Origin of the sequence: Pseudomonas sp. DR208 (genome assembly GCF_019823005.1) — a bacterium.
GTDB classification, from domain to species: domain Bacteria; phylum Pseudomonadota; class Gammaproteobacteria; order Pseudomonadales; family Pseudomonadaceae; genus Aquipseudomonas; species Aquipseudomonas extremorientalis.
Window position 1 is genome coordinate 588,157 of sequence record NZ_CP081944.1, and the last position, 23,757, is coordinate 611,913.

Below are 23,757 nucleotides of genomic sequence, written 5' to 3' on the forward strand. Positions count from 1 at the left end.
CGAACTCCTAATGTAGATGCGCCCCTATCCTTGGGAGCGGCACCATTGTGCGGGATCGCTCGGGCGACCCTGCTGACGAATAGCGAAGTACAGCGCCGGAGTGTCCTGGCCACCACTGTTACCCACAGTGGAGATGGATTCACCGGCTTTTACAACATCACCTGCCGACTTGAGTAATGTCTGATTGTGGCCGTAAAGGCTCAAATAGCCATTGCCGTGGTCGAGAATCACCAGCAAACCGGCGCCCCGCAGCCAATCGGCAAACACCACGCGCCCGCCATGAACGGCGTGGACCTGGCTGCCGGCGGAGGCGCTGATCATCACCCCATCCCACTTGGCGCGGGTGTCATCGCCACGGGTTTCCCCGAAGCGTGCCAGTAATCGACCATCAACTGGCCATGGAAGTTTGCCGCGGGCCGAAGCAAAAGGCCCACCGAACGACTCGCCGGCGCTGGAAACCAGCGGGCCAGGCGCTGAATGCGCCGGTTTACGCGGTGCCGGCGCATCCGTAGTGGCGGCCAGCTCGGCCTCACGCTGGCGCTTTTTTTCGGCTTCCTGCTGGGCGATCAGCGCTTTCTGCCGCGCTTCTTCGGCCTCGCGTGCCTGGCGTGCCAGGGTTTCCTCGATGGTTTTAAGCACTTTGGCCAAGTCGGCCTGGTCCTGCTCGCGGGCCTGGAGCTTGGCGTCGCGGGCCTTCACATCCTCATTGAGCTTGGCCAGGGCCAGTTGGCGCTCCTTGCGAACCTTGTCCAGCTCGTCGCGCTGGTCGTTGAGGGCGCTTTTCTGGTCTTCCAGCTGCGACTGCTGGTTGGCGATCTCCTGTTCGACGTTGACCAACTGGCGCAGGGTTTCGTTGAAGCTTTTAAGTTGCTCCAGCCGGGCCTTGCTCAGGTAGTCGTAGTAGGTGAGGGTGCGCGCGAATTTCTCGGGGTTCTGCTGGTTGAGCAGCAGCTTGAGGTATTCCTGGCGGCCGTTCTGGTAGGCGGCACGGGCCTGGATCGCGATCAGGCGTTGCTGTTCAACGCGTGCGCTCTGGAGTTTTTTTTTCTCAGCGTCGAGTCGCTCCAGTTCCGACTCGCTCTTCTTTAATTCTTTTTGTAGCTCCTGGACCTGCTTCTCCAGCTTGCCCATCTCGGTTTCCGTACCGCGCAGGTCTTTCTGCACTCCGGATTTCTCTTCCTGGAGCTTGCCGAGCAGTTTCTTCAGCTCGGTAATGTCCTGACGCGTAGCGTCCAACTGTTGTTGGGTTTGTGCGCGCTCGTCGGCAAACGCCGGTTGGAGCAGGCAGACAAGAGCAAGGGTAATCAAGGCGCGAAGCATAGAGGCGGGCGACACCAGGGAAATGGACGGCCTAGTATGCCCGCCAAGCGCGGCAAAAAAAACGCCCAATTCGGGCTGTAGCGCAAGATAGGTGCCGAGTGGCAGTGGTATGGCAAAAAGACATGTTCCAAACAGCGGAAAACAATGTGGAAGGGGGCTTGCCCCCCGATTGCAGTGTGTCAGCTCAATAGGTGCTGGCTGATCCACTGCTATCGGGGGCAAGCCCCCTCCCACACTGTTGCGCGGTGTGGTTGAAATCAAATCAGAATCGAAGTCCCGGTCATCTCCACCGGCTTCTCCAGCCCCATCAGCATCAACATGGTCGGCGCCACATCCGCCAGCACGCCACCGCTACGCACCTTGAAATCACGCTTGCCGACGTAGATGAACGGCACCGGTTCGGTCGTGTGAGCAGTGTGGGCCTGGCCGGTGGATTCGTCGGACATCTGCTCGCAGTTGCCGTGATCGGCCGTGATCAGCGCTTCGCCGCCCACTTTTTCCAGGGCGTCGACGATACGGCCGACGCACAGGTCCAGGCATTCCACGGCCTTGGTCGCAGCTTCCAGGTTGCCGCTGTGGCCCACCATGTCGCCGTTGGCGTAGTTGACTACGATCACGTCGTAACGCTGGTGGTCAATGGCGTCGACGATCTTGTCGGTGACTTCCGGCGCGCTCATCTCCGGCTGCAGGTCGTAGGTGGCGACCTTTGGTGATGGGATCAGGATGCGCTCTTCACCCGGGAACGGCTCTTCGCGACCACCGGAGAAGAAGAAGGTTACGTGGGCGTATTTTTCGGTTTCGGCAATGCGTAGCTGGGTCTTGCCATTTTTTGCCAGGTAATCGCCCAGCACGTTGTCCAGGCTGCCCGGGGCAAAGGCGGCGGGGGCCGGGATGCTGGCGGCGTATTGGGTCAGGCCCACGTACTGCACTTTTGGCTGGCGGGCGCGCTCGAATTCCTTGAAGCCGTCTTCGACAAACACACGGCTGAGCTCACGGGCGCGGTCGGCGCGGAAGTTCATGAACACCACGGCGTCGCCGTCTTCGACCTTCACTGGCTCGCCGATGGTGGTGGCTTTGACGAACTCGTCGCTTTCGCCACGGGCGTAGGCGGCTTCCAGGCCTTCCTGGGCGGTGGCGGCGTTGAATTCGGCCTGGCCGTCGACGATCAGGTTGTAAGCCTGGGAGACGCGGTCCCAGCGGTTGTCACGGTCCATGGCGAAGTAACGGCCCACCAGGCTGGCGATGCGGCCCTTGCCCAGGGCGGCGAAGGTGGTGTCGAGCAGTTCGATGGACGATTGCGCGCTTTTCGGCGGGGTGTCGCGGCCGTCGAGGAAGGCATGCAGGTAGATCTTGTCGGCGCCGCGCTTGAAGGCCAGTTCGGCCATGGCGACCAGGTGGTCCTGGTGGCTGTGGACGCCGCCATCGGACAGCAGGCCCATGAAGTGCACGGCCTTGCCGGCAGCCACTGCTTTATCTACCGCCGCGCAAATCGTCGGGTTCTCGAAGAACTCGCCATCGCGGATCGCTTTGGTCACGCGTGTGAAGTCTTGATACACCACTCGTCCGGCGCCGAGGTTCATGTGGCCGACTTCCGAGTTGCCCATCTGGCCGTCCGGCAGGCCCACGTCCATGCCCGAGCCGGAGATGAGGCCGTTGGGTACGGTGGCGGTCAGGCGGTCGAGGACAGGCTTGTTGGCCGCGTATACCGCGTTGTCGTGGTGGCTTTCACTGTGTCCGAAGCCATCGAGAATTATCAGGACCAAAGGTTTAGGCGTAGTAGTCATAGATCCTCTCGCGGCGGTAATAAAGGAAGACAATTGAAAAGGGAGTGGCAGTTTAAAGCGAAGTTCCGACCACGTCACCGCTTTACGGGGGTTGGCCCCCCCTGGCGGCTGTGTATACTTACCGCCATTTTAACGCCCTGGAACCTCCTTGATGGTTGATCACCTGATTGCATTTGCCACTGCCCACTACCTGCTCGTGGGTGCCTTCGTCATCCTGCTGGCGCTGCTGATCGCTCATGAATTGAGCCGCGGTGGCCGCAGCCTGAGCACGGCGGAGCTGACCGCGCTGGTCAACAAGGATGAGGCCGTTGTCGTGGACATTCGTCCGGCCAAGGATTTCGCCACCGGTCACATCGTCGGCGCCCTGAACATTCCTCAGGACAAGCTGATCGCGCGCCTGGCCGAGCTGGAAAAGCACAAGGCCAAGACCATCATCCTGGTCGACGCCCAAGGCCAGCACGCCGGCACCCACGCCCGCGAAATGCTCAAGACCGGTTTCACCGCCGCCAAATTGTCCGGTGGCATCAGCAGCTGGCGCGCCGATAACCTGCCGCTGGTGAAGTGATATGAGCCAGGTTGTCGTGTATTCCAGCGATTGGTGCCCTTACTGCATGCGGGCCAAGGCCCTGCTTGAGAAGAAGGGTGTTGCCTTCGAAGAAATCAAGGTCGACGGCAAACCGCAAGTGCGCGCCGAAATGGCCCAGAAGGCGGGGCGCACGTCCGTGCCGCAGATCTGGATCGGCGCCAGGCACATCGGTGGCTGCGACGACCTGTTCGCCCTGGAGCGCGCCGGTAAACTGGATGCGCTGCTGCTCGTCTGACTCCTAAACCCTAAAAGACCTCAAGATCACAAGGATCTGCGATGACTGACCAACAGAACACCGAAGCTGCAGAAGCCCAAGCGCCACAGTTCTCGCTGCAGCGCATCTACGTGCGTGACCTGTCGTTCGAAGCGCCGAAAAGCCCGGCCATCTTCCGTCAGGAATGGACCCCAAGCGTTGCGCTGGACCTGAACACCCGCCAGAAGGCACTGGAAGGCGACTTCCACGAAGTCGTGCTGACCCTGTCCGTAACCGTCAAGAATGGCGAAGAAGTGGCCTTCATCGCTGAAGTGCAACAGGCCGGTATCTTCCTGATCCAGGGCCTGGACGAAGCGTCCATGAGCCACACCCTGGGCGCGTTCTGCCCGAACATCCTGTTCCCGTATGCCCGTGAGACCCTGGACAGCCTGGTCACCCGTGGCTCGTTCCCTGCGCTGATGCTGGCTCCGGTGAACTTCGATGCCCTGTACGCGCAAGAGCTGCAGCGCATGCAACAGGAAGGTTCGTCGACGGTTCAGTAATCTCGAACCCGGTGCAGGACCCCATGTGGGAGGGGGCTTGCCCCGATAGCGGTGGATCAGTCACATAGATGTCGACTGACACTCCGTCATCGGGGGCAAGCCCCCTCCCACATTTGTTATGTGTGTTATTTGAAGCCGAGCTGGCGCCAGCCTTCGTAGACGGCGACGGCCACGGTGTTGGACAGGTTCAGGCTGCGGCAGCCCTCGCGCATCGGCAAACGCAGGCGATGGCCGTCGGGCAGGGCGTCGAGCACCTCGGCCGGCAGGCCCCGGCTTTCCGGGCCGAACAGGAACGCATCGCCCTCGGCAAAGCTGGCATCATGGAACGGCCGCGACCCCTTGGTGGTGAACGCGAACAGCCGTGGGTGGCCCAGGCTTTCCAGGCAACTGGCCAGGTCGGCGTGGCGTTTGAGCGTGGCGTACTCGTGGTAATCCAGCCCGGCACGGCGCAGGCGCTTGTCGTCCATGTCGAAGCCCAGCGGTTCGATCAAATGCAGGTGGCAGCCACTGTTGGCGCACAGCCTGATAACGTTGCCGGTATTCGGCGGAATTTCTGGTTGAAAAAGGATGACGTGAAACATGCACGGCTCCGAAGGCAAAGATGCGCTGCATTCTACCCTCGAAGAGGACCCGAGGCCGAAGCTTATGCCGAGGGTCATGGGCTCTTTGGCGATTGTCGGCATGATGGTCGGCCTGATGATCGGTCGCCTGACCACCCCGGAGCCGGTCGAACTGCAACAGGTCGAGACCGCGAGGGACGGCGTGGTGGTGTGGTTCAACGGCGAACCCAAGTTGCACGGCGAGCACGTCGACGGCACTGTGGCGCTGTTGTTCGACGCCCAGGGCAAGGCCGCGAGTGGACGGCTCAAGGTCAATGACAAGGACGTGAACTGGCGCGTACGCAAGACCGATGGCGGCCTGCTGCTGAACCTGGTGGCGGCGCGACCGTTGCGTGGGGAGTGGAAGGGCGAGAAGGCCGATGGCCGTTGGCGGCTGGAGATCCATCTCCAGGAGGAATAAAAGAGGGAGTTCCCGGCCTGCCTGTACCAGGGCTCCCAAAACGGGGTGAAGCTTGCAAAGCTTCGGTGTTAAAGAGGGAATCCCCGGCCTGCCTGTACCGAGGTTCCCCAAAGCGGTGTGGAGCGCGACGCGATTCGCATCAAGCACCCCGGGTGTAAAGAGGGGATTCTCGGCCTGCCTGTACCAAGGTCCCCGAAACTGGGTAGTAACAGGGTTGTTGCAGGGCGCGTGCCAAAATTCGCAATGTGGGCCAAAAAATTTCTCAAGAAAGCGCAAAGCCCCGGAATACGGGGCTTTGGTGTTTTCGGTTCGCGGGTTTTATTGAGTGAGGCTCTGGCTTTCGCTACCAGATCCATGCCCGATGCCGGTTCATGGTGCATTGAAGCGGTGCACGGTGCTGGAGCCTTGTAGAGGTCCAAATGTGGGAGGGGGCAAGCCCTCTCCCACATTGGGTCTTGAGTGGATCCGAGATTCAGGCTTCATCCCCCTCGTCATCATCCCCCCCGTCGACCTTCATCCCCAGTTCCTTGATCTTGCGCGTCAGGGTATTGCGGCCCCAGCCCAGCAACACGGCGGCATCGCGACGGCGACCGGCGGTGTGTTTCAAGGCGGTCTCGATCATGATCCGCTCAAACGCCGGCACGGCGCTGTCCAGCAGGCTCGACTGGCCGCGTGCCAGGGCCTGGTCGGCCCACTGGCGCAGCGCCTGTTCCCAGTTGGTTACTGGCGCAGAGTCTTGCGGCAGGCTCAGCAGCTCCGGTGGCAGGTCGCTGATATGCACTTCGCGCCCGGACGCCATCACGGTGATCCAGCGGCAGGTGTTCTCCAGCTGGCGCACGTTGCCCGGCCACGGCAGGTTCTTCAGGTACTCCTCGGTCTCGCTTTTCAGCAGCTTCGGCTCGACGGCCAGTTCCTGGGCGGCGCGGCTGAGGAAGTGACGGGCGAGGGTCGGGATGTCTTCGCGACGGTCCGACATGCGTGGAATGTGGATACGGATCACGTTGAGGCGATGGAACAAGTCCTCACGGAATTTGCCGGCGTGTACCAGGGTTTCCAGGTTCTGGTGGGTTGCCGCAATGATGCGTACGTCGACCTTGACCGGCGTGTGCCCACCAACGCGATAGAACTCACCGTCAGCCAGTACCCGCAGCAGGCGGGTCTGGGTATCGGCCGGCATGTCGCCGATTTCATCGAGGAACAAGGTACCGCCGTCAGCCTGTTCAAAACGCCCGCGCCGCAGGTTGGCCGCGCCGGTGAACGCGCCTTTTTCATGGCCGAACAGCTCGGATTCCATCAAGTCCTTGGGAATCGCCGCCATGTTCAGCGCGATGAACGGCGAGGCGGCCCGTGGGCTGTGGCGGTGCAGTGCATGAGCGACAAGCTCTTTACCGGTGCCGGATTCGCCGTTGATCAGCACGGTGATGTTGGAGTGGCTCAAGCGCCCGATGGCGCGAAACACTTCCTGCATCGCCGGCGCTTCGCCGATGATTTCCGGGGTGCGGGTCAGGGCCGGTGGGGCTTCCTGGTTCTGCTGTTCCTGGGCGTGCTGATTGGCGCGCTTGACCAGTGCCACCGCCTCGTCCACGTCGAACGGCTTGGGCAGGTACTCAAAGGCACCGCCCTGGTAGGACGCGACAGCGCTGTCCAGGTCTGAGTGCGCGGTCATGATGATCACTGGCAGGCGCGGGTGCTGCTCGCGAATCCGCGCCAGCAAGTCCAGGCCACTGGCGCCGGGCATGCGGATGTCGGAGATGATCACATCGGGCTGCTGGCGCGCCAGGCGGCTCATCACCCCGTCGGCGCTGTCGAAGCTCTGGGTGGTCATGCCTTCCTGTTGCAAGGCTTTCTCGAGGACCCAGCGGATAGAACGGTCGTCATCGACGATCCAGACAGTTTCACTACGGCTCATGTCGATGGGGCTCCTTGTTCCAGAGGCAGAAAGATCGAGAACGTGGTGTGGCCGGGATGGCTTTCACATTCGATCAGACCCTGGTGCTGGCTGATGATGTTCTGGGTGATGGCCAGGCCCAGCCCGGTACCGTCCGGGCGGCCGCTGACCATGGGAAAGAAAATGGTTTCCTGGAGTTCCGCAGGAATGCCCGGGCCGTTGTCGATGATTTCGACCTTGGTCACCAGGCGATGGCGCACGTGGCCGATGGTGAACTGGCGCAGGGCGCGGGTGCGCAGGCTGATGCGACCCAGGCGCAGCTCATTCTGACTGCTGATGGCCTGCATGGCATTGCGCACGATGTTGAGCACTGCCTGGATCATCTGTTCGCGGTCGATCAGAACGTCAGGAATGCTCGGATCGTAGTCACGCACCAAGGTGATGCAGCCCTGGCTTTCGGCTTCCACCAACTGGCAGACGCGCTCGAGCACTTCGTGCACATTGGTCATCGCCAGTGACGGCAACTTGTTGGAGCCGAGCATGCGGTCCACCAGGTTACGCAGGCGATCGGCCTCCTCGATGATGACGTTGGTGTAGTCCTTGAGGTGTTCCTCCGGCAGCTCACGGGCCAGCAACTGCGCCGCACCGCGAATGCCGCCCAGTGGGTTCTTGATCTCATGGGCCAGGCCGCGCACCAGCATCTTGCTGGTTTCCTGCTTGGACAGCTGCGCTTCCTCCTTGGTGATGCGCAGCAGGCGATCGCGCGGGTGTACTTCCAGCAGCAGCAACGTCGCGCCGTTGCTCAGGATGGGGGTCACGGCATAGTCGACGGTCAGCGTCTGGCCGGTGAGGGCGGTGAGCATCGCTTCACGTTTGGTGAACGGGTGTGCCTGCTCCACCGCCTGGCGCAACGAACTCAGGGCTTCGGCCGACTCGGTGAACAATTCGCTGATGAACTGCCCATGGCTGCGCTGGCCGCTGATGGCCAGGAGCATCTCCGCCGCCGGATTCATGTACTCAAGACGCAAGTCGTCATTGAGCAGGATGGTCGCGGTGGTCAGGTTGTCGAGTAGCAAACGGTGCAGTGCATCGCTGATGGTCATCAGGACCTCTTTTGGAGCAAGGCGCGGGCTTGAGGCACACGCTGATACATGGAAAATGCAAAAACCAAACCAAGGCTCCGAAAAGAAGCGTGAAAGCCCTGAAATGGGTGTTTCAGGCGCGAAACTGTGGCGTTCTGCCAGCTTGCACGGGAAGTTTCGAACCAAAATGGGCTGGGCAAGTGGGAAGGGTGCAGCCTATCGCACCAATATAGTGCGATTTGCTGGGGTGTGTTCAGAAAGGCAAAAATCAAGAGGCGGGGGTGATACACAACTCGGCGGTGGCGCGGATCATTGCCAGTTGACGCAACGGATCGTTCAGCGGCTCATGCACGGCCTCGGCCAACCACTGCGGACACTGCGGGTCAGTGCGCTGCGGGGTGAAGTCGGAAAGTTGCTGCAACAGACGCTTTTGCAACTCGTCCAGCTGCGGGCGGATTTGCTTCACCAGGTCCGGACGCGGGTCGTCGGGCGCCTTGCCCTGGAACTGCCAGTCGGAGAGGTGGGTGTACTGCACCAGCTTGTTCGCCTCGATCTGCGCCGAAAAGAACTGTTCGGCGGCGGCCGGGGCCAGCTTGTAGCTTGGCGCCTGGGCGACGACGCTGGCGATCACCTCTTGTTCGCGCTTTTTATCTTCTACCGGCTTTTTGCTGTCCCATTTGCTCAGGGCGACCTGGTCGGCGATCTCCAGGCGTTCGGCGATGCTGTTGAGCAGCGGCTCCAGGGAGGGCGGCGCGGCACTGGCACTGGCACTTGCGAACAACAGGGCGAACACAAGTCTATGTTTCAATGAAGATCTCCTTGTGGGAGGGGCAAGCCCCTTCCCACCTTTTTGATTGGGTTTGCAGGTCTACAGCAGCGTCAGTCAGAGGCTACCTTATAGTTACGCGAGAATCCGCCGGCCAGCTAAACCCCAGGCAAAAAAAAGACCTCCCGAAGGAGGTCTTTTTCGTCACGCCACGTTAAGCAGCGCTACCGGATCAGCAGCTGTAGTACAGCTCGTATTCCAGTGGGTGTACGAAGGTGCGAACCTTGATTTCTTCTTCGCTTTTCAGCTCGATGTAGGCATCGATGAAGTCGTCGCTGAATACGCCACCTTTGGTCAGGAACGCACGGCCCTTGTCCAGCTCTTCCAGGGCTTCTTTCAGGCTGCCGCACACTTGTGGGATCTCTTTGGCCTCTTCAGGCGGCAGGTCGTACAAGTTTTTGTCGGCGGCGTCGCCAGGGTGGATCTTGTTCTGGATACCGTCCAGACCGGCCATGACCAGCGCCGCGAAGGCCAGGTATGGGTTGGCTGCCGGATCCGGGAAGCGCGCTTCGATACGGCGAGCACGTGGGCTGGACACGTAAGGAATACGGATCGAGGCGGAACGGTTGCGAGCGGAGTAGGCCAGCATTACCGGAGCTTCGAAACCTGGGACCAGACGCTTGTAGGAGTTGGTCGACGGGTTGGTGAAGCCGTTCAGGGCCTTACCGTGCTTGATGATACCGCCGATGAAGTACAGGGCAGTGTCGGACAGGCCGGCGTAACCTTCGCCAGCGAAGGTGTTCTTGCCTTCTTTGGCGATGGACAGGTGAACGTGCATACCCGAACCGTTATCGCCGTACAGTGGCTTAGGCATGAAGGTCGCGGTACGGCCGTAGGCATCAGCCACGTTGTGTACGCAGTACTTCAGGGTCTGTACTTCGTCAGCCTTGGCGACCAGGGTGTTGAACTTCACACCGATTTCGTTCTGGCCGGCAGTGGCCACTTCGTGGTGGTGCACTTCGATGACCAGGCCCATTTCTTCCATGGCGTTGCACATGGAGGTACGGATTTCGTGGTCGTGGTCGAATGGCGGAACCGGGAAGTAGCCTCCCTTGACGCCTGGACGGTGGCCTTTGTTGCCGCCTTCTACATCCTGGTCGGACATCCAGGAGCCTTGTTCGGAGAAGATCTTGAACATGGAGCCGGAAATGTCGGACTTGAACTTGACCGAATCAAAGATGAAGAATTCTGGCTCCGGGCCTACGAATACGGTGTCGCCGATACCGGTGGACTTCAGGTATTCCTCGGCACGCTTGGCGATCGCACGTGGGTCGCGGTCGTAGCCTTGCATGGTCGAAGGCTCGATCACGTCACAGACGATGATCAGGGTTGGGTCTTCGGTGAACGGGTCGAGAACGGCAGTGCTGTCGTCCGGCATCAGGATCATGTCGGAAGCTTCGATGCCTTTCCAGCCAGCGATGGAGGAACCGTCGAACATTTTGCCTTCTTCGAAGAAAGCATCATCCAGCGCGTCGCGAGCCGGCATGGTCACGTGGTGCTGAGTGCCTTTGGTGTCCGTGAAGCGCAGATCAATCCATTTAACGTCATGATCTTTGATGAGTTGAACCGACTTCGACATAGTGTCCTCCGGGTGGCTTCGGGCTGGGGTAGTGGAGTTAGCCCTTAGAATGTGGGTGATGCCGGCGCGGATACTCCGCCATGGCAACCTGCCTCACAAGAGAGCAAATTGCATGCCAGTGCGCCAACATGGGTTTTCTGTTCCAAAAACGCCCCTATAACGGTGCATTACGACAAAAGCCCGAAAATAGCGCACCTCAATGTAGCGCAAAGGCGCGCAAGCGCACCTATTTAGTGCGTTGCGCCTGCTGTGCATATTAACTGGTTAAACCTTGAGCGATTTCCGCTATAATCCGCGCCCCCCTTTTTCAGCAGGCCCGGCGCGCGCTGTTTCCATGAAATTAATCGTTAAAGTCTTCCCCGAGATCACCATCAAAAGCCGACCGGTACGGACGCGTTTCATCCGTCAGTTGGCCAAGAACATCCGTGCCGTGCTCCGCGATCTGGACCCGGCTGTGGTGGTGAACGGCGTGTGGGACAATCTCGAGCTGGAAACCCGTGTCACCGAGCCCAAAGCCTTGAAGGACATGACCGAGCGCCTGAGCTGCATGCCGGGCATCGCGCACTTCCTGCAGGTGGATGAGTACCCGCTGGGCGACTTCGACGACATCACCGAGAAGTGCAAACAGCACTACGGCGACTCGCTTACCGGCAAGATCTTTTCGGTGCGCTGCAAGCGTGCCGGCAAGCACAGCTTCAGCTCCATGGACGTCGAGAAATATGTCGGCAGCAAGCTGCGTCGCGAGTGCGGCGCTGCCGGAATTTCCCTGAAAGCACCGCAAATTGAAGTGCGCATGGAAATTCGCGACCAACGGTTGTTTGTGATCCACAGCCAGCACAACAGCATCGGCGGCTACCCGCTGGGCGCTCTGGAACAGACCCTGGTACTGATGTCCGGCGGTTTCGATTCCACGGTGGCGGCCTACCAGATCATGCGTCGCGGCCTGATGAGCCATTTCTGCTTCTTTAATCTGGGCGGGCGTGCACACGAATTGGGCGTGATGGAAGTTGCGCACTTTATCTGGAAGAAGTACGGCAGCTCCCAACGCGTGCTATTTGTGAGCGTACCGTTCGAGGAAGTGCTGGGCGAAATTCTCGGCAAAGTCGATAACAGTCATATGGGCGTGGTATTGAAGCGTATGATGTTGCGCGCGGCCTCGCGGATCGCCGACCAGTTGCAAATCGACGCGTTGGTCACCGGTGAAGCGATCTCCCAGGTATCGAGCCAGACGCTGCCGAACCTGTCGATCATCGATTGTGTTACCGAGAAGCTGGTACTGCGCCCACTGATCGCCAGCCACAAGCAGGACATCATCGACCTGGCAGAGCAGATCGGCACCGCCGATTTTGCCAAGCACATGCCCGAGTACTGCGGGGTCATCTCGGTGAACCCCAAGACCCACGCCAAGCGTCACCGCGTGGAACATGAAGAGAAAGAATTCGACATGGCGATTCTGGAGCGTGCGCTCGAGAACGCCAAACTGGTCCCGATCGATCGCGTCATCGACGAGCTGGGCCAGGACATCAAGATCGAAGAAGTCAGCGAAGCCCTGGCCGGCCAGATCGTCATCGACATCCGTCACCCGGATGCCGCTGAGGATGAGCCGCTGGAAATCGCCGGCATCGACGTACAAACGCTGCCGTTCTATGCATTGAACGCGCGTTTCAAGGAACTGGATAACAGCCGTCAGTACCTGCTGTATTGCGACAAAGGCGTGATGAGTCGCCTGCATGCCCACCATTTGCTCAGTGAGGGGCATGCCAATGTGCGCGTTTATCGACCGAGCTAAGAGCCCGGGGCTGTTTGCCTGTGGCCTGCGTCACCGGCCCCCCGACTCTGCCGTCAAGCTGTAACGGCAAGGCCTGACTCTACTGTTAATCGCTGCCACGACCTGTCAGCACACCGAATCCTCTGATCGAGATACACAAGTGATCGAAAATCTACGTAACATCGCCATCATTGCTCACGTTGACCATGGTAAAACCACCCTGGTAGACAAACTCCTGCGTCAGTCCGGCACCCTGGAGCGCAACGAGCTCAACGACGAGCGCGTGATGGACTCCAACGACCAGGAAAAAGAGCGCGGTATTACCATCCTGGCGAAAAACACCGCCATCAACTGGAACGGCTACCACATCAACATCGTGGACACCCCGGGCCACGCCGACTTCGGCGGCGAAGTAGAACGCGTAATGTCGATGGTGGACTCCGTTCTGCTGCTGGTTGACGCTCAAGACGGCCCTATGCCGCAAACCCGTTTCGTGACCAAGAAGGCCTTCGAAGCCGGCCTGCGTCCGATCGTGTGCATCAACAAGGTTGACCGTCCAGGCGCGCGTCCGGACTGGGTTCTGGACCAGATCTTCGACCTGTTCGACAACCTGGGTGCCACCGAAGAACAGCTGGACTTCAAAGTCGTCTACGCCTCGGCCCTGAACGGTATTGCCGGTCTGGACCACACCGACATGGCTGAAGACATGACCCCGCTGTACCAGTCGATCGTCGACAACGTACCTGCGCCGGCTGTTGACCGTGACGGTCCGTTCCAGATGCAGATCTCGGCACTGGACTACAACAGCTTCCTGGGTGTTATCGGCGTTGGCCGTATCGCCCGTGGTCGCGTCAAGCCGAACACCCCGGTTGTCGCTATCGGCGCCGACGGCAAGAAGCGCAACGGTCGTATCCTGAAGCTGATGGGCCACCACGGCCTGCACCGCATCGACGTTGAAGAAGCTGCAGCTGGCGACATCGTGTGCATCAGCGGTATGGACTCGCTGTTCATCTCCGATACCCTGTGCCACCCGGACGCGGTAGAAGCGATGAAGCCTCTGACCGTTGACGAGCCAACCGTTTCCATGACCTTCCAGGTAAACGACTCGCCTTTCTGCGGTAAAGAAGGCAAGTTCGTGACCTCCCGTAACATCAAGGAGCGTCTGGACAAAGAGCTGCTGTACAACGTTGCCCTGCGCGTTGAAGAAGGCGACTCGGCTGACAAGTTCAAGGTTTCCGGCCGTGGTGAGCTGCACCTCTCGGTACTGATCGAAACCATGCGTCGCGAAGGCTTCGAAATGGGCGTTGGTCGTCCTGAAGTGATCATCCGTCAAGTTGACGGCGTGAAGCAGGAACCGTTCGAAAACGTCACCATCGACACCCCTGAAGAATCCCAGGGCAAGGTCATGGAAGAGATGGGCCTGCGTAAAGGCGACCTGACCAACATGGTGCCGGATGGCAAAGGCCGTGTGCGTCTGGAATACAACATCCCTGCTCGCGGTCTGATCGGTTTCCGTAACCAGTTCCTGACCCTGACCAACGGTGCTGGCATCCTGACCTCGATCTTCGATCGCTACGACACCATGAAGTCCGGCGACATGTCCGGCCGTCAGAACGGTGTTCTGGTCTCGGTAGAAACCGGCAAGGCACTGACCTACTCCCTGGAAACCCTCCAGGCGCGTGGCAAGCTGTTCGTTGAACACGGTCAAGAGATCTACAACGGTCAGATCGTCGGTCTGAACAGCCGTGACAACGACATGGGCGTCAACCCAACCAAAGGCAAGAAGCTCGACAACATGCGTGCTTCGGGTAAAGACGAAACCATCGCCCTGGTTCCACCTGTTCGCTTCACCCTGGAACAGGCCCTGGAATTCATCCAGGACGACGAGCTGTGTGAAGTCACGCCTAAGTCGATCCGCCTGCGTAAGAAGATCCTGGACGAAGGCGAGCGTACCCGCGCTGCCAAGAAAGCCAAGAACTGAGTTAACTCAGGCTGAATGAAAAACGCCCCCGGTCGAAAGGCCGGGGGCGTTTTTTTATGCCTGCAGGTTTTGTGGTGACTGTGCCGACCCTATCGGGGGCAAGCCCCCTCCCACATTTTGAACTGTGAACACTTTCAAGTGTGGGAGGGGGCTTGCCCCCGATAGGGCCCTTGAAAGCCCCGCAAAACCCTGATCAGAACTTGTCGAGGGTCTTGAACGTGGTCTCGCGCACCACTTCCTTCGGCTTGTACGCGCAATATCCCGGACGCGGCCCGATCTTCGGGTGGTTGCGGCAGGTATCCGGGCGCTTGTCATAAATAGTGCAGAAGCGCGTCTTACGATCCAGGTACAGGCAATCGTTGTTGCTCATGCGCTGCAGGGTAAAAATCTCGGATTTGGAATTGAAGCGCTCGACGATGCCTTCCTTCTGCAAGCGCTTGGCGATGTTCTTCGGCGGGTCGCCACGCTCGAATTCATCGACGATGCCAATGCGGATCAGGTCCTTGATCTTCACTTCGACCGGCAGCGTGCAGCAGCTGGACACGCAACCACCGCACATATGCGCGGAATATTTCTGCCACGTTTCAAGACGGTCGAGTTCCGCGGCGGCGATCAATTGAGGCTTCATCAGGGTTCCAAAAGGTGGGGCTGTATCCGGGCGCGCGATCATACCGGGATTGGTGATTTTTTGAACAATATTTTCTGGGTTTCAGCTCAAAGGCAGATCGGGCACGACCCCTGCATCTAATTCACACAACGGTGAATGCGTTAAAAAACTGCCGAACCAGCGCGTCTACCGCCTGTCAGACCGTCTAGGCTCTAGCAACTCCTTCTATCTCGCCCGAGGTCGCAATTGATGTCTCAGGAACCACTTGCACGAGAAGCAGAGGTAGCCGCATTCCGCGATGCCGTCTTGACCAAACTCACCTACGCGGTGGGCAAGGACCCGGATCACGCCTTCGACCACGACTGGTTCGAAGCCATTGCCCTGGCCGCCCGCGACCAGATGGTCGACCACTGGATGGACCATACGCGGCGTATCTACCGCAAAGGCCAGAAACGCGTTTATTACCTTTCCCTGGAATTCCTCATCGGCCGCCTGCTCTACGACAGCCTGAGCAACCTTGGCGTGCTGGAGATTGCGCGCGAAGCGTTGTCCGAGCTGGGCGTCGACCTGGAGCGCATTCGCCTGCTGGAGCCTGACGCGGCGCTCGGCAACGGTGGCTTGGGCCGCCTGGCGGCGTGCTTCATGGAAAGCATGTCGACCCTGGGCATTGCCGGCCATGGTTATGGCATTCGTTATGAGCACGGCTTATTCCGCCAGGCGATTGTCGATGGCTGGCAGCAGGAGCAGACCGAGCGTTGGCTGGATTTCGGCAACCCGTGGGAGTTCGAGCGGGCCGAAGTGATTTACCCGATCGGCTTTGGCGGCAGCGTCGAAACCCTGGCGGATGCCTCCGGCAAGATGATTCAGGTGTGGTCGCCCAACGAAACCGTCCGGGCCGTGGCCTACGACACTCCGGTGGTCGGCTGGCGTGGCGCCAGCGTCAACACCCTGCGCCTGTGGCGTGCCCGTGCGGTGGAAGACTTGCACCTGGAGCGCTTCAACGCCGGTGACCACTTGGGCGCTGTTGCCGAAGTGGCCCGGGCTGAAAGCATCTCCCGCGTACTTTACCCAGCCGACAGCACCGAAGCGGGGCAGGAACTGCGCCTGCGTCAGGAATACTTCTTTGTCTCCGCTTCATTGCAGGACCTGCTGCGCCGTCACAAGAACATGCACGGCTCGGTGCTGAGCCTGGGCGAACACGCGGCGATCCAGCTCAACGACACGCACCCGTCCATTGCCGTGGCCGAGTTGATGCGGCAGTTGGTGGATTTGCACGATATTCCGTGGGAAGCAGCTTGGGACGTCACCGTTGAAACCCTTTCCTACACCAACCACACGCTGTTGCCCGAAGCCTTGGAAACCTGGCCTGTGGGCCTGATGGAACGCATGCTGCCCCGGCACATGCAGATCATCTACCTGATCAACGCCCAGCACATCGATTCGCTGCGCGCCAAAGGTATCCACGATTTCGATGTGCTGCGCGCCGTCTCACTGATCGAAGAAGACAACGGCCGCCGTGTGCGCATGGGCAACCTGGCATTCCTCGGTTCCCACAGCGTCAACGGCGTGTCCGGCCTGCACACACAACTGATGCGCAGCACCGTGTTCTCCGAACTGCACAAGCTGTACCCGGAGCGCATCAACAACAAGACCAACGGCATTACCTTCCGTCGCTGGTTGTACCAGGCCAACCCCAAGCTCACGTCCATGCTGGTGGAGGCGCTCGGTCCGGACATTCTCGACAAGCCCGAAGAGCGACTGCTGGAGCTTGAACCCTTTGCCGAGAAACAGACATTCCGCAAGACGTTTGCCGAGCAACGTTTACACAGTAAGCGTGCACTGGCCGACATCATCCACGAGCGCCTGGGCATTGCAGTGAACCCGGCGGCGATGTTCGACGTGCAGGTCAAGCGTATCCACGAGTACAAGCGCCAACTGCTCAACCTGCTGCACACCGTGGCGCTGTATCAGGCGATCCGTGCCGAACCGGGCACCGACTGGGTGCCGCGCGTGAAGATCTTCGCGGGCAAGGCGGCGGCCAGTTACCACCAGGCCAAGTTAATCATCAAGCTGACCAACGACATCGCGCGCACCGTCAACAACGACCCGACCGTGCGCGGCCTGCTCAAGGTGGTGTTCCTGCCTAACTACAACGTCAGCCTGGCGGAAAGCATCATTCCGGCGGCGGACTTGTCGGAGCAGATCTCTACCGCCGGCTTCGAAGCCTCGGGCACCAGCAACATGAAGTTCGGCCTCAATGGTGCGCTGACCATCGGCACCATGGACGGCGCCAACGTTGAAATGCATGAGCGCGTGGGGGCCGAGCACATGTTTATCTTTGGCCTCAGCGCGCAGCAAGTGGAAGCCCGCAAACACGCCGGGGAGTTCAACGCCGGGCCGGACATCGCCGCCTCCCATCGGTTGAACGATGTGCTGCAAGCGATCCGCGGCGGGGTGTTCTCGCCGGATGATCCGGGCCGCTACGTGGGGTTGATCGATGGGTTGATCGACTACGATCGATTCCTGGTGTGCGCCGACTTCGATTCGTACTGGGACGCCCAGGCGCGGGTCGAGGCGCATTGGCATGATTCCAAGGCGTGGTGGCGTTCGGCGGTGCTGAATACGGCGCGCATGGGCTGGTTCAGCTCGGACCGGACGATCAGGGAGTACGCGACCGAGATCTGGAAAGCCCTCGACTAAACATCGCTGATCCAAAAATGTGGGAGGGGGCTTGCCCCCGATAGCAGCCTGTCAGTTTGCAGATATGTCGACTGGTGCACCGCTATCGGGCGCAAGCTCCCTCCCACATTGGTTCTGCATCGATATACTGGGCGCCGGTTTGCCTAGGGAATATCGACCATGCAATGGATTTTCATGCTGATTGGCCTGGTGCTCGGCTGGACGCTCGATGAGTCGTTCAGCGATGCGGGCATCGGTGCGCTGTTGGGGCTGGGCATTGGCCAGGCGATCCGCCTGGCGAAGCTGTCCTCCCAGGTGGACCAACAGGCGCGTCAGTTGGAAACCACGCAGAAGTCGCTGATAGCGCTGGGTGAGCGCCTGCGGCAACTGGAAGTGCCTGCGCCTGCAACCAGCAGCGTGTTTGTCGAGCCCGCCGTTGCAGAACCCACCCCCGTCGCCCAAACGCCTGAGCTGGTCTGGGAGCTGCCTGCCGAGCTGACACCTGTGACCATGGTCGCCGAAGCGAGCCAGCCGCTGCCGGATGATGTGTGGGCACCGGCTGCGTCGTCGTCCCCTAAAGAACCTGCCATCCCGCGTGGCCCCAACCTTATCGAGCGTGCCCTCAACGGTGCACGCAATTGGCTGTTTGGCGGCAACACGGTGCTGCGCGTCGGGGTGGTGCTGCTCTTTCTCGGCCTGGCGTTCCTGCTGCGCTACGCCACCGAAGGCATGGTGGTGCCGATCGAGCTGCGTTATGCCGGTGTGGCTGCGGCTGCGGTGGGCCTGCTGGGCCTGGGCTGGTGGCTGCGGCTGCGCAACAGCAACTACGGGTTGATGCTGCAGGGCGCGGGCATTGCGGTGTTGTACCTCACGGTGTTTGCGGCGATGCGTGTGCATCTGCTGATCGATCCCGGCGCGGCAATGGGGTTGCTGGTCGCCGTCACGGTATTTTCAGCGATCCTGGCGATCACCCAGGATGCCCTCGGCCTCGCCTGTGCGGCGGCTTTGGGCGGTTTTGCGGCACCGATCCTGGTATCGACCGGCGCCGGAAGCCATGTGGCGTTGTTCAGTTACTTTGCGTTGCTCAATGCCGGCATTCTCGCGATTGCCTGGTTCAAGGCCTGGCGCCTGCTGAATGTGATCGGCTTTGTGGGCACCTTCGGGATCGGTTTCGCCTGGGGTATGCGTTCCTACACGCCGGAGCTGTTGTGGAGCACCGAGCCGTTCCTGCTCCTGTTTTTCGCGATGTACCTGGCAATCGGCCTGTTGTATGCCTGGCGCAAGTTGCTGGAGATGGGCGAGGGCGACAGCCTGGGTACGCAATTGCGCAAGGGCGACTATGTCGACGGCACCTTGTTGTTCGGCCCGCCGCTGGTGGGCTTTGGCTTGCAGTTCGCGCTGGTGCAACACCTTGAGTTCGCCGCTGCGTTCAGTGCGCTGGGCCTGGGCATTATTTACATGGTCTTGGCCCGTGTATTCAGTGGTGGGCGCGCCGGGCTCCTGACGGAAACCTGTCTGGCCCTGGGGGTGATCTTCGCCAGCCTGGCCATTCCCTTGGGCCTCGATGCACGCTGGACCGCTGCGGCGTGGGCTGTCGAAGGCGCCGGGATCTTCTGGCTCGGCCTACGCCAGCATCGCCCCGTGGCGCGGGCGTTCGCCTTGCTGTTGCAACTGGGTTCGTTGCTCGCCTTCCTCAGCGAACTGCGCGATGGCCAGGACACCTTGCTGCTGGGCCCTCCATTAGGGGCGTTGTTGCTGGGCGCCGCACTGTTGTTCAGTTTTTACCAACTACACAAAGCCGCGCCGGAGGAGAGCCGGCGTTGGGAGCGTCTCGGCGCTCCAGGGCTCGCCATACTCGGCCTGGGTTGCGCCTACCTGCTGGCGCCGCTGTTGTTTTCAACCCAAGGCAGCATCGTCAGTTGGGCAGTTGCGGGCCTTGCGACCCTATGGGTGGGCCAGCGTATCGGCTCGCCGGTGGTAGTGCGCTGTGGCATTGCTGTGCAAGTCCTTTCGGGCGCGCTGTTTGCCCTCGACCCCGTGAGCAATGCCTGGACGCCGATGATCATTGCCTTGGCGGCAATGCCCGGCGCCTGGCGCTTGCCCCGTGGCCGTTTGTCCTCAGCTCTGCTGGCCTGGGGTGTGGCGTGGTGGGCGCTGGCGGTGATCATTGAAGTGTGGCGCTTGGCGCCTGCACCTTTGCACGCTGCACTGTTGCTGCTGGCGGCTGCGCTGAGCGGGCTGATCTGGACGTTACTGGCGCTGCGTTTGCGCTGGGTGGCGTTGGGTCTCGCCAGCACGTTGCTGATGCCTGCGGCGGGCCTGGTGTTGTGGGACGCATGGACCGAGTATTACCACCCAGCCGCGCAGTTCGGCTGGCTGGCCTGGCTGGCGGTGTTCGGGGTGCATTTCATCTCGCTGCGACGTTTGGCGGCACTGGTGCCTGGAAAGGTCTTAAGTGCGGCTCATGTACTGGGCTGCTGGATGCTGATCGGCGTACTGGCGCTGGAACTGCGCTACGGCTTGCTGATGCTCTCGAGCGAATACAACGCCTGGCGCTGGCTGGGCTGGGCGATCCTGCCAAGCCTGTACCTGGTGCTGGCCGCCGCGCCGCGCAGCTGGCCGTGGCCTGTTTCCGCGTACCCAAGGGAATACCGCGTGCTCGCCGCATTGCCGCTGGCGGTGCTGATGCTCGGTTGGTTCTGGCTGGCGAACATCTTCAGTGACGGCACTGCCAAGCCGCTGCCCTATCTGCCCATGCTCAATCCGCTGGACCTGGGCCTGCTGTTCGCGTTGCTGGGCATTTACCTGTGGTCGCGCAGCGCCGCGCCGCAGCGGGGGCCGCGTGTCGAGTCGATCGCCCAAGGTGTCGCGGGGCTTTCGCTGTTCGCCTTCTTTACCGCGCTGGTGATGCGCACGGCCCACCATTGGGGCGACGTGCCGTTTCAATGGTATGCGTTGCTGGAGTCGATGCTGGTACAGGCCGGCCTGTCGATTGTCTGGACCCTGATCGCCCTCGGCCTGATGATCGGCGGCCACCTGCGCCATCGTCGTGAAGTGTGGCTGATCGGCGCGGCGCTGATTGCGGTGGTGGTGGCCAAGCTGTTCTTCGTCGAATTGAGTAACCGTGGCGGCCTGGCGCGGATCGTGTCGTTTATCGGCGTGGGCGGGTTGTTGCTGGTGGTGGGCTATTTTGCACCGCTGCCGCCCAAACGTATTGAAACTGAGGGAGCGTCTTCTTGATAGGCAAGCTGAGTCTGAGTGGGTTAACGATATGGATGCTGTGCTCGGTGGCGTTTGCTCAAGAGCGGCCGGCTGATTTCGCCACCCAGGTGCCGCTCGCCGTGAGCGGCACTGGCCCCTGGTATCGCCTGGACCTGCCGTTGGCGGTTCAACTGAATGCACGCCAGGCCGATCTCAGCGATGTGCGAGTGTTTAACGCCGCCGGTGAACCCCAGGCCTATGCGCTGTCTCGCCAGTCCGCGCAACGCTCCGAGAGTCGCAACGTCACTGACGTGAAGTGGTTCCCGCTGTACGCCGCCGACACTCAAACAGCGTTGCCCGACGTGGTGATGAAGGCCTCTACCACAGGCACCTTGGTGGAAATCACCCCATCCACTGCACCCAAACCCGGCAAGCAAGTACTGCGCGGCTGGGTGTTGGACGCCAGCGCGATCAAGGCGCCCTTGCAGCAATTGACCCTGGACTGGAGCCGCGAACAGGAGGGCTTCCAGCGTTTCAGCATCGAGGCCAGTGATGACTTGCAGCACTGGGACGCCTGGGGCGATGGGCAGGTGGCGCGCTTGTCGTTTGCCGACGAACGGGTCGAGCAACATGACGTGAACTTGCCCGGGCAATCGGCGCGCTACCTGCGTCTGGTCTGGCAGGGCCAGGCGGCGCCGCTGCTGACCTCGGCCAAACTGGTGAGCGCTACCCGCAGCAGCGTGCCGCTGCCGTTGGTATGGTCGCAGCCGCTCTCGGGTACGCGGCTTGGCCCCGGGGAATACAGTTGGCAGTTGCCGGCGGGGGTGAGCATCGAACGCTTGCGCGTCGCGTTGAAGCAACCCAACACGCTGGCGCCCGTGACGTTATCCGGTCGAAGGGACAGCAAGCAGGCCTGGCAGCCGTTGAGCAATGGTCTGTTGTATCGCCTGACCCAGAATGGCCAGGACGTGGTGCAGGATGAACTGCAATTGCCGGGGCAAACGGTGGCCGAGCTCAAATTGCAGGTAGATGAGCGCGGTGGTGGCCTGGGCGTCGAGGCGCCGGCGCTGCGCTTTGCAGTGCGTGCCACGCAGTTGGTGTTCCTGGCGCGGGGGGAGCCACCGTTTACGCTGGCGCTGGGCAATGCGTCCGCCAAGGCCGCGAGCTTGCCGCTGTCGACCTTGATCCCGGACTACAAACCCGAGCGCTTCAAGACGCTGGGGCAGGCCAAGGTCGCAGGGGAAGTCGCGGTCACACCGGTAGCGATGGTAGCCGCTGCCGATCCCGGGACGAACTGGAAAAAGCTCGGGCTCTGGGCCGTACTGCTGCTCGGCGTGGCGGCACTGGGCGCCATGGCCTACAGTTTGCTGCGCAAGCCGCCGGCGGCACGTTAAATAAAGTCCATGAACTCTATTGGGTTTAAATCCTCTGATAGGAGGAAATACGCCCCGACTCGCGTTAAACTGCGCGGGTTTTCAAGCCCCCCATTCTCCGGAGCCTTACATGTCCCGCGTTACCTTGAGTCGCTATTTGATCGAGCAGACCCGCAGCAACAACACGCCTGCCGATCTGCGCTTCCTTATCGAAGTGGTGGCGCGTGCTTGCAAGGAAATCAGCCACGCCGTTTCCAAAGGCGCACTGGGTGGTGTCCTGGGCAGCATGGGCACTGAAAACGTGCAGGGCGAAGTGCAGAAGAAGCTCGACGTCCTGTCCAACGAAATCTTGCTCGAAGCCAACGAATGGGGCGGTCACCTGGCCGGCATGGCGTCCGAAGAAATGGACAATGCCTACCAGATCCCCGGCAAATACCCGAAAGGCGCGTACCTGTTGGTGTTCGACCCACTGGACGGTTCGTCCAACATCGATATCAACGCACCGGTCGGCACCATCTTCTCGGTACTGCGTTGCCCGAATGAATACCTGAGCCAGAACGAAGCGCTGAACGAAAAAGCCTTCCTGCAGCCAGGCACCGAGCAGGTCGCTGCCGGCTACGCGATCTACGGCCCGCAGACCATGCTGGTGCTGACCCTGGGTGATGGCGTCAAGGGCTTCACCCTGGACCGTGAAATGGGCAGCTTCGTACTGACCCACGAAGACATCTCCATTCCTGCGTCGACCCAGGAATTTGCGATCAACATGTCCAACCAGCGCCACTGGGAAGAGCCGGTGAAGCGCTACGTCAACGAGTTGATGGAAGGTGAGGAAGGCCCGTTGAAGAAAAACTTCAACATGCGTTGGGTGGCCGCGATGGTCGCCGACGTGCACCGTATCCTGACCCGTGGTGGCCTGTTCATGTACCCACGCGACAGCCGCGAGCCGTCCAAACCGGGCAAACTGCGCCTGATGTACGAAGCCAACCCGATGTCGTTCCTGGTTGAACAGGCGGGCGGCGCGTCCACCGACGGCCATCAGCGCATCCTCGACATTCAGCCGGAAGGCCTGCACCAGCGTGTGGCGGTGTTCCTGGGGTCGAAGGAAGAAGTCGAGCGCGTGACGGCTTACCACAAGAAGTAAGCTGCGGCGACAAGTGACTGGTGTTGTTGTGAGCCGGTTCACCGTTGAAGAAGCCCCGAAACGTTTCAGCGTTTTCGGGGCTTTTTTGTTTTCGCTCATCGGGAACCAGACACCTCTTTTCCCTTCTAAGCTTCTGGCAGATACCCACGCTGCTTCGTCCCTCCAG

General features: G+C 60.7%; 18 protein-coding genes. 10 read left to right on the top strand and 8 right to left on the bottom strand.

Annotated features, from left to right (window positions below; translation table 11 throughout):
• Positions 1–24 precede the first annotated feature (24 nt).
• Together K5K89_RS02595 and gpmI are read right to left on the bottom strand one after the other, a co-directional pair.
• Complete coding sequence (locus K5K89_RS02595; RefSeq protein ID WP_222540809.1) at positions 25–1,320, bottom strand: murein hydrolase activator EnvC family protein; 1,296 nt, start codon at positions 1,318–1,320, stop codon at positions 25–27.
• Between the two features lie 257 nt (positions 1,321–1,577).
• Positions 1,578–3,104 carry a 2,3-bisphosphoglycerate-independent phosphoglycerate mutase gene (gene gpmI / locus K5K89_RS02600; protein ID WP_071492418.1) on the bottom strand — a complete coding sequence of 509 codons (1,527 nt, stop codon included), beginning with the start codon at positions 3,102–3,104 and terminating at the stop codon, positions 1,578–1,580.
• 151 nt (positions 3,105–3,255) lie between these two features.
• Between gpmI and K5K89_RS02605 the strand changes: the two genes are divergently transcribed.
• Genes K5K89_RS02605 through secB form a run of 3 tightly spaced genes read left to right on the top strand, consistent with a single transcriptional unit; the run spans position 3,256 to position 4,446 of the window.
• Positions 3,256–3,669, top strand: coding sequence for a rhodanese-like domain-containing protein (locus K5K89_RS02605; RefSeq protein ID WP_010213877.1), 414 nt, complete (start codon positions 3,256–3,258; stop codon positions 3,667–3,669).
• A gap of 1 nt (position 3,670) precedes the next feature.
• The gene (grxC, locus tag K5K89_RS02610; RefSeq protein WP_033896917.1) at positions 3,671–3,925 is read left to right on the top strand and encodes a glutaredoxin 3; all 255 of its coding nucleotides are present in this window, start codon (positions 3,671–3,673) and stop codon (positions 3,923–3,925) included.
• Positions 3,926–3,966: 41 nt separating this feature from the next.
• A complete protein-coding gene (gene secB / locus K5K89_RS02615) occupies positions 3,967–4,446 on the top strand; it encodes a protein-export chaperone SecB (RefSeq protein ID WP_010213875.1) in 480 nt (159 codons plus the stop codon).
• Positions 4,447–4,571: 125 nt separating this feature from the next.
• On the opposite strand, the gene K5K89_RS02620 is transcribed toward secB, so the two are convergent.
• On the bottom strand, positions 4,572–5,027 hold the full coding sequence (locus tag K5K89_RS02620; RefSeq protein WP_003171120.1) for a tRNA (cytidine(34)-2'-O)-methyltransferase: 456 nt from the start codon (positions 5,025–5,027) through the stop codon (positions 4,572–4,574).
• Between K5K89_RS02620 and K5K89_RS02625 the strand changes: the two genes are divergently transcribed.
• Positions 5,026–5,466 carry a hypothetical protein gene (locus tag K5K89_RS02625; RefSeq protein WP_071492417.1) on the top strand — a complete coding sequence of 147 codons (441 nt, stop codon included), beginning with the start codon at positions 5,026–5,028 and terminating at the stop codon, positions 5,464–5,466. The genes K5K89_RS02620 and K5K89_RS02625 overlap by 2 nt on opposite strands.
• Positions 5,467–5,938: 472 nt before the next feature.
• Here the strand turns inward: K5K89_RS02625 and ntrC are convergent, their stop codons facing one another.
• From ntrC to glnA, 4 genes are all read right to left on the bottom strand, one after another.
• A complete protein-coding gene (gene ntrC / locus K5K89_RS02630; RefSeq protein WP_025859464.1) occupies positions 5,939–7,375 on the bottom strand; it encodes a nitrogen regulation protein NR(I) in 1,437 nt (478 codons plus the stop codon).
• Positions 7,372–8,457 carry a nitrogen regulation protein NR(II) gene (gene glnL / locus K5K89_RS02635; RefSeq protein WP_056860661.1) on the bottom strand — a complete coding sequence of 362 codons (1,086 nt, stop codon included), beginning with the start codon at positions 8,455–8,457 and terminating at the stop codon, positions 7,372–7,374. The genes ntrC and glnL overlap by 4 nt, the downstream gene beginning before the upstream one ends.
• 247 nt (positions 8,458–8,704) lie before the next feature.
• Positions 8,705–9,244, bottom strand: coding sequence for a chorismate mutase (locus K5K89_RS02640; RefSeq protein ID WP_222540810.1), 540 nt, complete (start codon positions 9,242–9,244; stop codon positions 8,705–8,707).
• A gap of 190 nt (positions 9,245–9,434) precedes the next feature.
• Entirely contained in the window at positions 9,435–10,841 is a 1,407-nt protein-coding gene (gene glnA, locus K5K89_RS02645; RefSeq protein WP_017529544.1) for a glutamate--ammonia ligase, read from the bottom strand.
• 334 nt (positions 10,842–11,175) lie between these two features.
• Here glnA and thiI point away from each other — a divergent pair, with 334 nt between their 5' ends.
• Positions 11,176–12,630 carry a tRNA uracil 4-sulfurtransferase ThiI gene (thiI, locus tag K5K89_RS02650; protein ID WP_071492415.1) on the top strand — a complete coding sequence of 485 codons (1,455 nt, stop codon included), beginning with the start codon at positions 11,176–11,178 and terminating at the stop codon, positions 12,628–12,630.
• A gap of 139 nt (positions 12,631–12,769) precedes the next feature.
• Positions 12,770–14,590 carry a translational GTPase TypA gene (typA, locus tag K5K89_RS02655; protein WP_058423717.1) on the top strand — a complete coding sequence of 607 codons (1,821 nt, stop codon included), beginning with the start codon at positions 12,770–12,772 and terminating at the stop codon, positions 14,588–14,590.
• A gap of 193 nt (positions 14,591–14,783) precedes the next feature.
• Here the strand turns inward: typA and K5K89_RS02660 are convergent, their stop codons facing one another.
• Entirely contained in the window at positions 14,784–15,218 is a 435-nt protein-coding gene (locus tag K5K89_RS02660) for a YkgJ family cysteine cluster protein (RefSeq protein WP_012721764.1), read from the bottom strand.
• 228 nt (positions 15,219–15,446) lie between these two features.
• Here K5K89_RS02660 and K5K89_RS02665 point away from each other — a divergent pair, with 228 nt between their 5' ends.
• The 4 genes from K5K89_RS02665 (at position 15,447) to K5K89_RS02680 (ending at position 23,591) form a co-directional block, all read left to right on the top strand.
• The gene (locus K5K89_RS02665) at positions 15,447–17,897 is read left to right on the top strand and encodes a glycogen/starch/alpha-glucan phosphorylase (protein ID WP_071492413.1); all 2,451 of its coding nucleotides are present in this window, start codon (positions 15,447–15,449) and stop codon (positions 17,895–17,897) included.
• Positions 17,898–18,056: 159 nt separating this feature from the next.
• Positions 18,057–21,116, top strand: a complete 3,060-nt coding sequence (locus K5K89_RS02670; protein ID WP_222540811.1) for a DUF2339 domain-containing protein — start codon at positions 18,057–18,059, stop codon at positions 21,114–21,116.
• A complete protein-coding gene (locus tag K5K89_RS02675; RefSeq protein WP_222541674.1) occupies positions 21,116–22,471 on the top strand; it encodes a DUF3999 domain-containing protein in 1,356 nt (451 codons plus the stop codon). Before K5K89_RS02670 ends, K5K89_RS02675 begins: the two co-directional genes overlap by 1 nt.
• A 109-nt stretch (positions 22,472–22,580) precedes the next feature.
• Positions 22,581–23,591: a class 1 fructose-bisphosphatase gene (locus tag K5K89_RS02680; RefSeq protein ID WP_003187818.1), complete on the top strand. Its 1,011-nt coding sequence runs from the start codon at positions 22,581–22,583 to the stop codon at positions 23,589–23,591.
• Positions 23,592–23,757 lie beyond the last annotated feature (166 nt).